We start from the raw sequence: 13,891 nt of genomic DNA, 5'->3' as shown, positions 1-13,891 counted from the left end.
GGAACAGCCGCCATATGCTTGGACCGACCTCGCACGTCGATACTTTCACACGCGATCATCTGCCGCCACCGGAAGAATGGCCTGAATTCCTTCTCGAGGGTTTCGACTATCCGGACCATCTCAACGCTGCCGTCGAACTGACGGACGCCGTCGTTGCAAAGGGTTTTGGCGACCACACTGCACTGATCGGCAACGGGCGCCGCCGAACCTACAAGGAACTGTCCGACTGGACGAACCGGCTGGCGCATGCGCTGGTCGAGAACTACGGCGTAAAGCCCGGCAATCGCGTCCTGATCCGCTCCGCCAACAATCCGGCCATGGTCGCCTGCTGGCTGGCGGCCACGAAGGCCGGCGCCGTCGTCGTCAATACCATGCCGATGCTTAGAGCCGGCGAACTGACCAAGATCGTCGACAAGGCGGAGATCAGCCTGGCTCTCTGCGACACGCGTCTGATGGACGAGATGATCGCCTGCGCCAAAGACAGCCGCTTCCTGAAACAGGTCATCGGCTTCGACGGGACCGCGAACCATGACGCCGAGCTCGACCGGATTGCGCTCGACAAGCCGGTCCTCTTCGAGGCTGTGAACACGGGTCGGGATGACGTGGCGCTTCTCGGCTTCACCTCCGGAACGACCGGCATCCCGAAAGCGACGATGCATTTTCACCGCGATCTAATGATGATCGCCGACGGCTATGCCAGAGAGGTTCTCGGGGTCACGCCCGATGACGTGTTCGTCGGCTCGCCGCCACTCGCCTTCACCTTCGGTCTCGGCGGCCTCGCTATCTTCCCCTTGCGCTTCGGGGCGGCGGCAACACTGCTCGAGCACGCGACGCCCGCAAACATGGTGGAGATCATCGAGAGATACAAAGCGACGATCTCGTTCACCGCCCCCACCGCCTATCGGGCCATGATAAAGGCGATGGACAACGGCGCGGATCTTTCATCCCTGCGGGTCGCGATCTCGGCCGGGGAAACGCTTCCGGGCCCCGTCTTCGAGGAATGGACCGCGAAAACCGGCAAACCGATCCTCGACGGGATTGGCGCGACCGAAATGCTGCATATCTTCATTTCCAATCGCTTCGAGGATCGCAAGGCCGCCTCGACAGGCAAACCCGTCGGTGGCTACGAGGCACGGATTGTCGACGACGAGATGCGCGAAGTGCCGCGCGGCACGATCGGCAAGCTTGCCGTACGCGGTCCGACCGGCTGCCGCTACATGTCGGACGCCCGCCAGCGCAATTATGTGCGCGAAGGCTGGAATTTGACGGGTGACGCCTTCTATCAGGACGAAGAGGGTTTCTTCCATTTCGCCGCCCGTTCGGACGACATGATCATCACCGCCGGCTACAATATAGCCGGCCCCGAGGTTGAGGCGGCCCTGATCTCGCATCCTGAGGTCGCGGAGTGCGCTGTCGTCGGTGCGCCCGATACCGAGCGCGGCCAGATCGTCGAAGCCTATGTGGTGCTTTCTGCCGGAGTATCCGCAGACGATGCGACGATCAAGCGCCTGCAGGATCATGTCAAGGCAACGATCGCGCCTTACAAATATCCGCGATCGGTAAAATTCCTGGACAGCCTGCCGAAGACAGCCACGGGCAAGATCCAGCGGTTCCGATTGCGCTCGGAGAACTGAAACATGAGCAATTCATACGATCCTTCGAAAGAAGGCGCCCAGATGTCGTTCAAAGGACGCATGTCCTACAGCGACTACCTGATGTTGGAAAAAGTGCTCGATGCACAGGAGCCGCTCTCAAAAGCGCATGACGAGATGCTGTTCATCATTCAGCATCAGACGTCAGAGCTTTGGATGAAGCTCGCACTTCACGAGATCAACGCGGCGGTGCGCTCGATCCGTGCAGACCGGCTGGAGCCGGCCTTCAAGATGCTGACGCGCGTGGCGCGCATCTTCGAACAGCTGAACAGCGCCTGGGACGTGCTTCGCACGATGACCCCGAGCGAATACACGCAATTCCGCGAATCCCTTGGGCAATCCTCCGGCTTCCAGTCGTGGCAATACCGTGCGATCGAGTTTCTCGCCGGCAATCGCAACGTCGCGATGCTCGGGCCGCATGCTCATCGACCTGATATCATCGAAAAGCTGGAGGCGATCCTTGCCGCGCCATCGCTCTATGACGAAGCGATCCGGCTCCTGTCTCGCAAAGGGTTCGATGTCGGCGAGGAAGCGGACAAGACCGACTGGCGCGAAACGCGCACGGAGAGCGACAAGGTCTTTGCGGCCTGGCAGATCGTCTACCGCGATCCGGAGCGCTACTGGATGCTCTATGAGCTCGCCGAGAAGCTTGTCGATTTCGAAGACTATTTCCGCCGCTGGCGCTTCAACCATGTCACGACAGTCGAGCGCATCATCGGCATGAAACGCGGAACCGGGGGAACATCCGGCGCGTCCTATCTTAGAAAGATGCTCGAAGTCGAACTCTTCCCCGAGCTCTGGCATGTGCGCACCGGTCTCTGATAGAACACAATTTAAAAGGGAACCTACAAGGAGGAGAACAGCATGATCCGCATTTTGGCAGCGAGCCTTTTTGGCCTCTCGCTTGCGACGTCGAGCCTTGCCTACGCCGAGCCGGTGAAAATCGGCGTCATCACCACGCTTTCGGGCGGCGGCGCCGGTCTCGGCATCGACATGCGCGACGCATTCACGCTTGCGATCAAGCAATCGGGCAACAAGGACGTGGAGCTGGTGATCGAGGACGATGCCCAGAAGCCGGAACTTGCGGTGCAGATCGCCGAGAAGATGATCCAGGGCGACAAGGTCGACCTCATGACCGGGATCATCTGGTCGAACCTCGCAATGGCCGTCGTTCCGAACGCGGTCGCGCAGGATGTGATCTATCTCTCGCCCAATGCCGGTCCCTCGGCGCTTGCCGGTGCGAACTGCAATCCGAACTATTTCAACGTCGCCTATCAGAACGACAATTTCCATGAGGCTATGGGGCAATACGCCAACAAGGACTACAAGAACGCCTTTATCCTGGCGCCGAACTATCCGGCCGGAAAGGATGCGCTGACCGGCTTCAAGCGCTACTACAAGGGCGACCTTGCCGGCGAGATGTACACGCAGGTCGGCCAGACCGACTATGCGGCTGAGATCGCCCAGATCCGCGCCTCCGGCGCCGATAGCGTCTATTTCTTCCTGCCCGGCGGCATGGGCATCGCATTCATGAAGCAATATGCCCAGTCGGGCGTCAGCATCCCGGTCACGGGGCCCGGCTTCTCCTTCAGCCAGGACGTTCTGCCGGCGATCGGCGATGCGGCGCTTGGCGTCAAGAACTCCGCGACCTGGTCCAAGGATCTCGACAACGAGACCAACAAGAAGTTCGTCGAAGCCTTCAAGGCCGAGTACAAGCGCCTGCCTTCGATCTATGCGGCGCAAAGCTGGGATACGGCAAACCTGATCCTTGCGGCCCTGTCGAAGGCGAGCGTCAAGGATAAGGACGCCTTCCGCGCCGCGCTCAAGGCGGCGGATTTCAAGTCCGTTCGCGGCGAGTTCGCATTCAACAACAACAACCACCCGATCCAGAACATCTATGTCCGCGAGGTGGTGAAAGAAGGCGACGGCGTCCTGACCAACAAGATCATTGCGACAGCCTTTGAAGATCACAAGGATGCCTACGCCGAGAAGTGCGGGATGTAACGCTTGCACCTGTTGCCGCCCAGGCGATCGGCATCGTTGCCGGCGCCTGGGCGATGGCAAACGCGATCTCAAAGCGATTCCAGGAAAAGTGTGAAGCGGTGTTCCGTCAGGAATTGCGTAGTTGCAAAGAGTTAGATCGATGCACTGCCTCGATGAATTGCTCTAATATCAAGCTTGGACCGGTCTCTTGTTCACCACACTCTTGATCGAACAACTGCTCAACGGGCTCCAGCTCGGTGTGATGCTGTTTCTGATGGCCGCAGGTCTGACCCTGATTTTCGGGGTTATGGGGCTGATCAATCTTGCCCACGGCTCCCTCTACATGATCGGCGCCTTCGCCTGCGCCACCGTCGCTGCCGCCACCGGTTCCTTCTGGATCGGGCTGATCGCCAGCCTCGCGGCCGCCGCGGGCGTCGGAGCGATCATCGAGGTTGCCGTGATCCGCAGGCTCTACGACCGCGACCATCTCGATCAGGTACTCGCTACCTTCGCGCTCATCCTGGTGCTTTCGGAAGGCGCGCGCTGGCTCTTCGGCTCGTTCCCGCTCTATCTCGACATACCGCCCCAGCTTCAGGGCGCGGTCGCGCTGCCCGGCGGCGGGCAATACCAGCTCTACCGGCTGGCGATAATTGGCGTCGGTGTCGCCGTGGCTGCAGGCCTCTATCTGCTGATTTCCAGGACCCGGCTTGGTATGCGCATTCGTGCAGGCGAGTCCGACCGCGAAATGATCGGGGCGCTCGGCGTCGACATCGGCACGCTTTATACGGTGGTCTTTGCGCTCGGCGCAGCGCTTGCGGGCCTTGCCGGGGCCCTGGTCGGCGCACTGCAGTCGGTTCAGGTCGGAATGGGCGAGCCGGTTCTCATCCTTGCCTTCGTCGTCATCGTCATCGGCGGCATTGGCTCTATCAAAGGCGCCCTCGTCGGTGCAGTGATCGTCGGCGTCGTCGACACAATGGGGCGCTTCCTGATTCCCTCCTTGCTCGCATTGACCATGCCCGCGTCGCAGGCGACCACGATCGGCGCGGCGCTCGCCTCGATGTTGATCTATATCGTCATGGCCCTCATCCTCGCCTTCCGGCCGAGCGGCCTGTTTTCGGCGCAGTCGTGAGATGCCTATGAGCCGCGAGACCACAGTCAATCTCCTCCTCGCCCTTCTGCTTCTCGGCGCGCCGCTTGTTGCCGCCGGCATGGGCGAACCCTTCTACGTCACGCTTGCGACCCGCGTCGTTGTCCTGGCGCTCGCCGCCGTCGGCCTCAACCTGGCGCTCGGGCTTGGCGGCCTCTTGTCCTTTGGGCACGCTGCCTTCTTCGGCCTCGGCGGCTATGTCGCCGGCATTCTGGCGACCCACGCCTTCAACGCCGAACCGCTGTTTGCCGATATTTCCGCCACGACATCGATGCCGCTCATCTGGATAACGGCCGTGATGGTCGCCGGCCTCGTCGCACTGCCGATCGGAGCGATCAGCCTGCGCACGAGCGGTGTCTATTTCATCATGATCACGCTCGCCTTCGCGCAGATGATCTATTACTTCGCCATCTCCTGGCCGGCCTATGGCGGCGAGGACGGCCTGTCGATGTCGGTGCGCAACGCGTTTCCCGGCGTCAATACTGCCAAGCCACTGCCCTATTTCCTCATCTGTTATGCAGCACTCATGACAACGCTTCTGCTGTTCCGCCTCGCCGAAGGCTCACGCTTCGGCAGTGCGTTGCAGGCGGCGAGGCAGAACGGAACGCGCCTTGCCGCCGTCGGCATCGAGCCCTTCAATATTCGCCTCGTCGCCTTCGCCGTCTCCGCCATGATCACCGGATTTGCCGGTGCGCTCTATGCCGACCTCAATCGCTTCGTCGGCCCCTCGATGCTGTCCTGGCACATGTCGGGCGAACTGATCGTGCTCATCATCCTCGGCGGCAAGGGACGGCTGTTTGGGCCCGTCGCCGGCGCGATGATCTTCGTCTTCTTCGAATACGTGCTCGGCGGCATCACCGAGCGCTGGCAATTCTTCCTTGGCCTCATACTGCTCGGCATCGTGCTCTTTGCGCGCGGCGGATTGCTCGGCCTGCTCTCGGGAAAGCCGCGTCATGTCTGAGCCAGTTCTTGAAATCCGCAATCTCAGAAAATCCTTCGGCGCACTCAAGGCGACCGACGGGGTCAGCCTCGAGCTTCGGCCGGGACAGATCCATGCACTGATCGGCCCGAACGGCGCCGGAAAGAGTACCCTTATCCACCAGATCGCCGGCTCACTCAAAGCCGACAGCGGCACGATCCGGTTTCTCGGCCAAGAGATCGGTGGGTTGGGCATGGCCGCCCGCGCCCGGCTCGGCCTTGCCCGCAGCTTCCAGATCTCCTCGCTGGCACAGGAATTCTCGGCACTACGCAATGTGATGCTGGCGGTGCAGGCAAGGCAAGGGAGCAGCTTCCGCTTCTTCCGCCAGGTCACCGATGACAAGGCTCTGACCGAGCCGGCGATGGCGATGCTGGAGCGCGTCGATCTTGCAGCGCGCGCCCACGTGCCGGCAGCGGAACTCTCGCACGGCGAACGCCGGCAGCTCGAGATCGCCATAGCGCTGGCGCTTTCGCCCAATGCCTTCCTCTTCGATGAGCCGATGGCCGGCATGGGACCGGAGGGTTCCAAGCGGCTGACGTCGTTCCTCGACAGCCTGCGCCACGAAGCCCCAATGCTGCTCGTAGAACACGACATGGATGCGGTCTTTGCGCTCGCGGATCGCATATCCGTTCTCGTCTACGGGCGCATCATCGCAACGGGTACGGTCGACGAAATACGCAGCGACCCCGACGTTCGCCGGGCATATCTCGGAGAAGCCGCGTGACCCTGCTCGAACTGAAAGGCCTCGAGACGTTCTACGGCGCTTCCCAGGCGCTCTTCGGCGTCGATCTCGATGTGCGGGAGGGCGAGGTGGTCGCCCTTATGGGCCGCAACGGTATGGGCAAGACGACGACGATCAATTCGATCCTCGGTCTCGTTCGCCCGCGCGCTGGCGCGGTCACCTTCGCGGGCAAGGCGATCTTCGGCATGCGGTCGCATCGCATTGCGAGACTCGGTCTTGGCCTTGTACCCGAAGGACGGCGCTGCTTTCCCAATCTGACGGTCATGGAGAACCTCGTTGCCACCGCCCGCGGCAACGAGTGGACCTTGGAGAAGGTCGTCGCGCTTTTCCCCCGCCTCGGAGAGCGCCGCGATCAATATGCCAACACGCTTTCCGGCGGTGAGCAGCAGATGCTGGCCATCGGCCGGGCGCTGATGACCAATCCCAGCCTGCTCATTCTTGATGAGGCAACGGAGGGATTGGCGCCGGTCATCCGACAGGACATCTGGTCGGCGATCCGCACGCTGAAAGCGGCAGGCCAGTCGATCCTCGTTGTCGACAAGACGCTTTCGGAACTGCTGCCGGTGGCGGACCGCTGCTTCGTCCTGGAAAAGGGCGCGACGGTGTTTAAGGGACCGCCGGCAGCACTGACGCCGGCGCTCCAGGACCGCTATCTCGGGGTCTGAGTTCGTCGCTCAGGCGGGGGGAATGCCGCCAGCAAGCACGACGGAATAGGCCGCAGCGTCGATGTTGCCGCCCGAGATCACGCAGACGATGTTTCCTTTAAGGTCGGGCCGCGCCATCGCGGCGGCGAGCGAGGCCGCGCCTGCTCCCTCGGCGACGATCTTGGCCTTCCTGAATAGCAGCCGGATCGCATCGGCCACCTGGGCAGGGCTGACGGCGATGGCCCCGTCAATCAGCTCCCGTGCGACCGGCCAAAGCTGCGGCACCAGCGATGGCGCGCCGATGCTCTTGATAAACGACGGGCGGGTTTCCACCGTCACGATCCGCCCTGCCTCGAGCGCAGCGCAAACCGGGGCGGCACACTCATCCTCGACCGCGAAAACGCGTGCCGGCCGGGAACCGGTTTTGATCGCGCTGGCGACCCCGGTGGTCATGCTGCCGCCGCCATATGGGGTCAGCACCACATCGACGTTTGGCAAATCCTCGACAATTTCCATGCCGATGGAGCCATTGCCGGCCAGCACCGCCCGATCGGTCACCGGATTGATCAGCAATTCCGGCGCATCAGGTCGGTCCGCGCCGATAATGTAGTCCCACCAGGTCTCGTCAGTGACGAAGCGCACCTCGCCGCCAAGCTCGCGCACCCCGTCGATCTTGGTCTGCGGCGCGCCGCTATACATGTAGGCAACCATGGGAACGCCGATGAGGCGCGCGGCCCAGGCCATGCCATAGGCCATATTGCCGGAACTGGTGACCGCGACGCCATTTCGCAAAACAGCGGGGTCGCGCGACAATACGGCGTTCAGCGCGGGGCGCAGTTTGAAGGCCCCGATCGGAGAGAGCGTCTCCAGCTTCAGGAAGATCTGCCGGTCCGGAAAGCCGAGGTCGAGCCTGACCAACGGCGTGCGCGCGATGTGAGGAGCGACGCGGCCGCGAGCTTCGGCGATTTCATCCAGCGTCGGGCGGCGTGCTACAGTGGTCATCGCGAAAATCCCCCGATTTCACCCTCCGCGGAGCACCGAGGGCTGATCCGCAGCAGCGCGGCGCGATCTTTCTCTGCGTCTTCGTGTAAGGCTGCGGCCGACGTCCCGGCCGCGGCCTGTCGATGTTATCCGCTCAAGTCACGGCCGCCCGGACGGCAAAGCGCGCATCCTGCCACGCACCTGTGCTGAGGATCTCTTCCAGGATCTCAACGGCGCGCCACACGTCGGCATAGCTCACATAGAGCGGCGTGAAGCCGAAGCGCATCGTCGTGGGCGCACGGAAATCGCCGATGACGCCGCGGGCAATGAGCGCTTGCATGATCTCGTAGCTGTTCGGATGGCTGAACGAAACCTGGCTTCCGCGCTTTACACCGTCGCGCGGACTTTCAAGCTCGAGGCCATAGGCACCGCATTTCGCCTCGACGAGCGCAATGAAGAGGTCCGTGAGCCGGATGCTCTTCTCGCGCAATTGCGCCATGTCGACTTCGTCCCAGATGTCGAGCGCGCCCTTCAGCGCCCGAAGCGATAGGATGGGCTGCGTACCGCAGAGGAAGCGGCGGATGCCCTCACCCGCCGCATAATGCTTTTCGAAGGCGAAGGGGCGGGCATGACCCCACCAGCCGGTGAGCGGCTGGCGGATATTGCCGTGGTGCCGGGTCGCCGCGTAGATGAAGGCGGGCGCTCCGGGGCCGCCGTTCAAATACTTGTAGGTGCAGCCGACGGCAAAATCGACATTCGCACCGTCGAGGTCGACGGGCAGTGCGCCGGCCGTATGGCAGAGGTCCCAGATGATCAGCGCCCCATGCTCGTGCGCCTTGCGGGTCAACGCCGCCATGTCGCGCAATTCGCCGGACTTGTAGTTCACGTGATTCACGAGAACCACCGCAACCTCGCTGTTGATCAGGTCCTCGATTTTGGGCGCATCCACCCCTTCGAGACGGAGCGAAGCACCGGCACGCGTCGAGACCACGCCTTCGGCCATGTAGAGATCGGTCGGGAAACTTCCGCCTTCGCTGACGATCACCGAACGATCCGGCCTCAAGGCCATGGCCGCATGCAGGGCCTTGTAGATGTTGATCGACGTGGTGTCGCAAACGACGGTCTGGCCGGCGGCCGCTCCGATCAGCCGCCCAACCCTATCACCGAGCGAAAGCGGCATGTCGAACCAGCCGGCCGTGTTCCAGCTGCGAATGAGATCCTGCCCCCATTCCTCGGTCGCGGCCTTGCGGAGTTCGTCGAAGGCCGCGGTCGAAGCAACGCCGAGCGAGTTGCCGTCGAGATAGATGAGGCTTGGTGGCAGGATAAAACGGTCGCGCATCGGACGCAGTACGTCGGCCGCATCCATGGCCTCGATCGCGGCAAAATCAGGAACTGAAGTCATGAAGATGGTCCTTGGTTATTCACGAACGGTTTCGCGGGCAGGTGCCGGCCCGCGGCTTCGCTTGAGGCTCGGCAGAGCCAGCATGGCCAGAACGAACAGGCCGGTAGCAAGCTTCAGATCCGGCGGTGGCATGCCGGCCGCCAGGCAGAGCGAGACGAGCTGATAGTAGACGACCGCGCCGACGAAGGGTGCCGCGAGCTGGCGCAGCACGCTCTGCTTGCCGACGATCGCCTCGCCGATCATCAGCGCCGCGAGCCCGTTGATCAGGATGCCAAGCCCCATGTTGACGTCGGCAAAGCCCTGCGACTGCACCATCAGTGCGCCGCCTGCCGCCGAAAACGCGCCCGCGAGCCCCACGCCGCCGATGGTCGCCTTCCAAACATTGATGCCCTGGGCTTCCGCCATATCAGGATTGGCGCCGACGGCCCGGACTGCCGTTCCCTTCTCCGTCCTGAAGAAATGATAAAGCAGGAGGAAGACGGCGAGCGCGATGAGACCCGCCACAACGATCTTGCTTGCCGGAAAGCCCGGTTGCAGTCCTGGCACCCAGTCGAACACCGTCGGCGCTCCGAAGACCGAGATGTTCGAGCGACCCATGATGCGCAGGTTGATCGAATAGAGCATCGTCATCATCAGGATGCCGGCGAGCAGCGTGTGGATGCGGAAGCGCAGGTGAATGAACGCCGTGCAGCAGCCGGCGACGAAGCCCGCCACCAAGGCAATGGCGATCGCGGGCAATGGCGACATGCCGGCCGCCATCAGAACGCCGCAGACGCAGCCGCCGAGAGGGAACGCGCCTTCGCTGGTCAGATCCGGGAAGCTCAGCATGCGGAACGGGATCATGATCCCCAGCACCACAAAGGCGAGGATCAGGCTTTGCGCCAGGGTGACGGGAACGAGCGAGACGAAGCTCGAGACGATGTTTTGAAGAATATCCATGATCGTCAGCTCGCCAGGAACATGCGGTCGGTTTTGACGGAGAAATGGCCGATCAGGTCCGGCACCGTCGTCTGGGCCTTATCCTTGCCGCCGATCTCAAGGCGAACGCGCCCGGCATCGAGCATGACGACCTTGTGGCCGAAATCCACGGCGTGCTGCATGTTGTGCGTGACCATCAGCGTGGTCAGCTTCAAGGCTTCGACCGCTCGGATCGTCGCCTGCATGACGATATCGGCAGTGCGGGGGTCGAGGGCCGCGGTGTGTTCGTCAAGCAGCAGCAGTTCCGGCGAACCGCCGACCGCCATGATCAACGACAGGGATTGCCGCTGGCCCCCCGACAGCAATTCCACCCGGGTGTCGAGACGGTTTTCCAGGCCGAGCCCAAGCAGAGACAGCCGCTCTTTGTAGGACGCGAGCCGCGTCGCGTTGAGGCCGCGGCGCAGGGTGCGCCTGTTGCTGCGCAGGTCGGCAAGCAGCATGTTTTCGGCCACCGTCATGCTTGCGGCGGTGCCGCGCATCGGGTCCTGGAATACGCGCGCAAGCCGCATGGCGCGCTTGTGGACGGGCATCGCCGTCACGTCGTCGCCATTGATGACGATCTGGCCGGAGTCGAGCACGAGTGCGCCAGAGACGGCGTTGAGCATGCTGCTCTTGCCGGCACCGTTCGAGCCGATGACCACGCCGAATTCGCCCGTTGTAAGGCGCAGGCTGAGGCCGTCGAGCGCGACTTTTTCGTCTGCCTGACCCTTATAGAAAACCTTGCGGGCCGATCTGATTTCCAGCATTGGCTCCCCCCCAATCCCATGACGTGACGGCGTTCCGACGCCGTCACTTAGATGATCAAACCGAAGATCAGTCGACTACGCAGCCGCAGTCGGCGAGCGATGCCGGCGCCTCGATGCCAAAGGCGGCCATTGCCTTTTTCGAGACCAAAGGGGCATGGTCTTCATAGCTCGGACGCGACGGCGCGATCGTCTTCGGGTCCTTGCCCCCAAGAATTTCGGCTGCGATCTTGCCGGCATTCATGCCGACCTGCTCGTAGTTGACGGCAAAGCTTGCCGGCACGACGCCGTCGCGCACAGCACCGTCGTCGGAATTGACGATCGGGATCTGCGCTTGACGTGCAGCCGCCGAGACGGCGCCGATCGCCGGCTGGAGCAGATTGGATGCGGGGGTGTAAATCACGTCGGCCTTGCCGGCGAAGGAGGCGATACGCTGCTGGATGTCGTTGACGTTGTCGACGCCGACGGCCACGACCTCGAATCCGGCAGCCGGTGCGGCCTCCTTGATCTTGTCAAGCAGCGCCGTGTCATTTGCCTCCCCCGGATTGTAGGGCACGCCGAAACGCTTGGCTTCCGGCAGGAGCTTGCGGGTAAAGGCCATCACCGCGGCCACATCCTGAAGGTCGGTCGCGCCGGTCATGCCGTCATCTCCCGCTTCCCAGGACGGAACCAGCTTTGCGGCCACCGGATCGGTGACGGCGGAAAAGACGACCGGGATCCCGGATCCGGCGAGCGCTTTCTTGGCTATCTGCGAGACAGGCGTGGTGATCGTATAGATCAGTTTCGGCTGTTCTGCCTGCAGCTTGGCAATCATCTGCGGCACGAGCGAGGCGTCGAAGTTCGTGTGGCTTTCCGTGTAGACGACATCGGTGCCCTCCACGAAGCCGTTTTCAGCCAGCGCCTTCTTGAAGCCGGCGATCGATGCGCTCAATTGCGGATGTTCGCCGAAATTGGCGATGCCAATACGGATCGGATCAGCAGCGGCCGTTCCCGCTCCCCATGCCAGCGCGCCGGCGACAACCAACCCCGAAAGCCAAGTCCTCTTGCTCATACATCCCTCCCAGAATCTGACGAGCGTTACCGCCCTCCTCGGCGGCGTGCGTGGATGATGGAGACGGTCAGACTTCTTGTCAAACAAATATATATATTTTCAACGAAGCTCTAGAACTATATATATGTGTCGATCCGATGCGGGCGTTAAGGGAACTTGATGCAAGACCACGAACAGTCGACCAAAACAGAATCGGCCTACCGGTTGCTGCGCCGCGACATCCTGGCGACACGGCTCAAGCCGGGTGCGCCGATGAAGCTGAGTGATTTACGCGAAAGTTACGGGATCGGCTGGACGCCTCTCAGGGAGGCCTTGTCGCGACTGGAAGCCGAAGGGCTGGTCACGGCGATCAGCAACCGCGGCTTCGCCGTTGCACCGGTTTCACGCGAGGAGCTCGACGACCTCACCCGAGCACGCTCGGTCGTCGAAATACCGCTGCTCATCGAGTCGATCGAAAAGGGCGACAGCGCATGGGAGTCCGCCGTCGTCACGGCACACTACCGGCTGTCGCGCTGCAAGCTTGCCGTCGAAAACCTCTCCGAAAGCGAGATCGACGAGTGGGACGAGAAGCACGCCGCCTTCCACGCTGCCTTGATCGGCGCGGCAAGCTCGAGCTGGCTTTCCCGTTTTCAGGGGACGATTTCCGACCAGCTTCGCCGCCACCATCGCTTCCTCAGTCTCGCCCCGACATTGAGGGCGGCGGCAGGCATGAGCGAGGGCTACGAAGAAGCGGTCGCCGCCTTGCAGGACGCCATGGCGATCGAACATCATACCGAACTGATGGAGGCAGCACTCGACCGCAACGTCGAACGCGCCCGACAGCTCATGGCCGACCACATCGGCTTTACGGTCAATGTCTATGTCCAGTCCGAGGATGGCCGCCGCTCCTCGCCGGCCGGGCGTCAATCATTGCCGCGGCATGCGCTCAAATGACAGCGCGTGACAGCCTGTCCAAGAGCCGAAAACGTCTCTAAAAGCAAAGGGACGGGCAAGTGCCCACCGATGTGTGGGCGCAGGATGAGAAGCGGACGTTTGCTATGATGGGTGAAGACAAGTTCGACACTTCGGCGGAATGGGTGGATGGCGAGACCAAGGCGCTCGAGGCTCCGGGCGATCACCGCGCCGAGCTCAGGCTATGGCTGCGCTTGCTGACCTGTTCGACGCTGGTCGAGAGCGAGATCCGTCGTCGGCTCCGGGAGGAATTCGACTCGACCCTGCCGCGTTTCGACCTGATGGCGCAACTCGAGCGCGCGCCTGATGGTATGGTGCTTGGTGAAGTTTCCAAACGCATGATGGTCTCACCGGGCAACATAACGGTTCTGGTGGAGCGCCTCACCGAGAGCGGCCACATCAGCCGCACCACCTTGCCGACGGATCGGCGCGTGCAGGTCATCGCGCTGACACCCTTCGGCCGCACCGAGTTCGAGAAGATGGCAGCAACGCATGCGGACTGGATCTCCGAACTGTTCGCGGGCGTTTCGCCCAAAGAAGGCGGCGTGCTGATGGATGAACTCGCCAAGCTCAAGCGCTCCGTTATCTCCGCGCTGGCAAGAAGCACCTGAGACGCTTCCCGCTTCGCCTGCCATTTT

General features: G+C 62.4%; 14 protein-coding genes. 9 read left to right on the top strand and 5 right to left on the bottom strand.

Translation table 11 applies throughout. The annotated features are described in order from the left end of the window. Nucleotides 1-14: 14 nt before the first annotated feature. From ABIE33_RS27640 to ABIE33_RS27610, 7 genes are all read left to right on the top strand, one after another. Nucleotides 15-1,634 (top strand): benzoate-CoA ligase family protein, encoded by a 1,620-nt coding sequence (locus tag ABIE33_RS27640; protein ID WP_429130998.1) that lies wholly within the window; start codon nucleotides 15-17, stop codon nucleotides 1,632-1,634. 3 nt (nucleotides 1,635-1,637) lie between these two features. Beyond that, nucleotides 1,638-2,474, top strand: a complete 837-nt coding sequence (gene kynA, locus ABIE33_RS27635; RefSeq protein ID WP_429130996.1) for a tryptophan 2,3-dioxygenase — start codon at nucleotides 1,638-1,640, stop codon at nucleotides 2,472-2,474. A gap of 42 nt (nucleotides 2,475-2,516) precedes the next feature. Further along, the gene (locus ABIE33_RS27630) at nucleotides 2,517-3,656 is read left to right on the top strand and encodes an ABC transporter substrate-binding protein (RefSeq protein WP_429130994.1); all 1,140 of its coding nucleotides are present in this window, start codon (nucleotides 2,517-2,519) and stop codon (nucleotides 3,654-3,656) included. Between the two features lie 187 nt (nucleotides 3,657-3,843). After that, nucleotides 3,844-4,764 carry a branched-chain amino acid ABC transporter permease gene (locus ABIE33_RS27625; RefSeq protein WP_429130993.1) on the top strand — a complete coding sequence of 307 codons (921 nt, stop codon included), beginning with the start codon at nucleotides 3,844-3,846 and terminating at the stop codon, nucleotides 4,762-4,764. Between the two features lie 7 nt (nucleotides 4,765-4,771). Next, nucleotides 4,772-5,743, top strand: coding sequence for a branched-chain amino acid ABC transporter permease (locus tag ABIE33_RS27620; protein ID WP_429130991.1), 972 nt, complete (start codon nucleotides 4,772-4,774; stop codon nucleotides 5,741-5,743). Further along, on the top strand, nucleotides 5,736-6,485 hold the full coding sequence (locus ABIE33_RS27615) for an ABC transporter ATP-binding protein (RefSeq protein WP_429130990.1): 750 nt from the start codon (nucleotides 5,736-5,738) through the stop codon (nucleotides 6,483-6,485). The genes ABIE33_RS27620 and ABIE33_RS27615 overlap by 8 nt, the downstream gene beginning before the upstream one ends. After that, nucleotides 6,482-7,168 (top strand): ABC transporter ATP-binding protein, encoded by a 687-nt coding sequence (locus ABIE33_RS27610; protein WP_429130989.1) that lies wholly within the window; start codon nucleotides 6,482-6,484, stop codon nucleotides 7,166-7,168. Before ABIE33_RS27615 ends, ABIE33_RS27610 begins: the two co-directional genes overlap by 4 nt. A gap of 9 nt (nucleotides 7,169-7,177) precedes the next feature. On the opposite strand, the gene ABIE33_RS27605 is transcribed toward ABIE33_RS27610, so the two are convergent. The 5 genes from ABIE33_RS27605 to ABIE33_RS27585 form a co-directional block, all read right to left on the bottom strand. After that, nucleotides 7,178-8,149, bottom strand: coding sequence for a threonine ammonia-lyase (locus tag ABIE33_RS27605; RefSeq protein ID WP_429130988.1), 972 nt, complete (start codon nucleotides 8,147-8,149; stop codon nucleotides 7,178-7,180). 133 nt (nucleotides 8,150-8,282) lie between these two features. Further along, nucleotides 8,283-9,530: a kynureninase gene (gene kynU, locus ABIE33_RS27600; protein ID WP_429130987.1), complete on the bottom strand. Its 1,248-nt coding sequence runs from the start codon at nucleotides 9,528-9,530 to the stop codon at nucleotides 8,283-8,285. Between the two features lie 15 nt (nucleotides 9,531-9,545). Further along, the gene (locus ABIE33_RS27595; protein ID WP_429130986.1) at nucleotides 9,546-10,469 is read right to left on the bottom strand and encodes an ABC transporter permease; all 924 of its coding nucleotides are present in this window, start codon (nucleotides 10,467-10,469) and stop codon (nucleotides 9,546-9,548) included. Between the two features lie 5 nt (nucleotides 10,470-10,474). Next, nucleotides 10,475-11,254: an ABC transporter ATP-binding protein gene (locus ABIE33_RS27590; protein ID WP_429130985.1), complete on the bottom strand. Its 780-nt coding sequence runs from the start codon at nucleotides 11,252-11,254 to the stop codon at nucleotides 10,475-10,477. A 67-nt stretch (nucleotides 11,255-11,321) separates the two neighbouring features. Then, nucleotides 11,322-12,302, bottom strand: coding sequence for an ABC transporter substrate-binding protein (locus ABIE33_RS27585; protein WP_429130984.1), 981 nt, complete (start codon nucleotides 12,300-12,302; stop codon nucleotides 11,322-11,324). Nucleotides 12,303-12,461: 159 nt separating this feature from the next. On the opposite strand from ABIE33_RS27585, the gene ABIE33_RS27580 reads away from it, so the two are divergent. Together ABIE33_RS27580 and ABIE33_RS27575 are read left to right on the top strand one after the other, a co-directional pair. After that, on the top strand, nucleotides 12,462-13,235 hold the full coding sequence (locus ABIE33_RS27580) for a GntR family transcriptional regulator (protein WP_429130983.1): 774 nt from the start codon (nucleotides 12,462-12,464) through the stop codon (nucleotides 13,233-13,235). A 107-nt stretch (nucleotides 13,236-13,342) separates the two neighbouring features. Further along, nucleotides 13,343-13,864, top strand: coding sequence for a MarR family winged helix-turn-helix transcriptional regulator (locus ABIE33_RS27575; protein ID WP_429131090.1), 522 nt, complete (start codon nucleotides 13,343-13,345; stop codon nucleotides 13,862-13,864). Nucleotides 13,865-13,891 lie beyond the last annotated feature (27 nt).

The organism is Ensifer sp. 4252, assembly GCF_050434565.1.
Classification (GTDB): Bacteria; Pseudomonadota; Alphaproteobacteria; order Rhizobiales; family Rhizobiaceae; genus Ensifer.
The sequence above is the reverse complement of the archived record's forward strand: the minus strand, read 5'-3'. Positions and strand labels throughout refer to the sequence as shown.

Coding starts and splice junctions, on each gene's coding strand:
- ABIE33_RS27640 (WP_429130998.1), top strand. CDS start 15: ATGCTTGGACCGACCTCGCACGTCGATACTTTCACACGCGATCATCTG.
- kynA (WP_429130996.1), top strand. CDS start 1,638: ATGAGCAATTCATACGATCCTTCGAAAGAAGGCGCCCAGATGTCGTTC.
- ABIE33_RS27630 (WP_429130994.1), top strand. CDS start 2,517: ATGATCCGCATTTTGGCAGCGAGCCTTTTTGGCCTCTCGCTTGCGACG.
- ABIE33_RS27620 (WP_429130991.1), top strand. CDS start 4,772: ATGAGCCGCGAGACCACAGTCAATCTCCTCCTCGCCCTTCTGCTTCTC.
- ABIE33_RS27615 (WP_429130990.1), top strand. CDS start 5,736: ATGTCTGAGCCAGTTCTTGAAATCCGCAATCTCAGAAAATCCTTCGGC.
- ABIE33_RS27605 (WP_429130988.1), bottom strand. CDS start 8,149: ATGACCACTGTAGCACGCCGCCCGACGCTGGATGAAATCGCCGAAGCT.
- kynU (WP_429130987.1), bottom strand. CDS start 9,530: ATGACTTCAGTTCCTGATTTTGCCGCGATCGAGGCCATGGATGCGGCC.
- ABIE33_RS27595 (WP_429130986.1), bottom strand. CDS start 10,469: ATGGATATTCTTCAAAACATCGTCTCGAGCTTCGTCTCGCTCGTTCCC.
- ABIE33_RS27590 (WP_429130985.1), bottom strand. CDS start 11,254: ATGCTGGAAATCAGATCGGCCCGCAAGGTTTTCTATAAGGGTCAGGCA.
- ABIE33_RS27585 (WP_429130984.1), bottom strand. CDS start 12,302: ATGAGCAAGAGGACTTGGCTTTCGGGGTTGGTTGTCGCCGGCGCGCTG.
- ABIE33_RS27580 (WP_429130983.1), top strand. CDS start 12,462: ATGCAAGACCACGAACAGTCGACCAAAACAGAATCGGCCTACCGGTTG.
- ABIE33_RS27575 (WP_429131090.1), top strand. CDS start 13,343: ATGGGTGAAGACAAGTTCGACACTTCGGCGGAATGGGTGGATGGCGAG.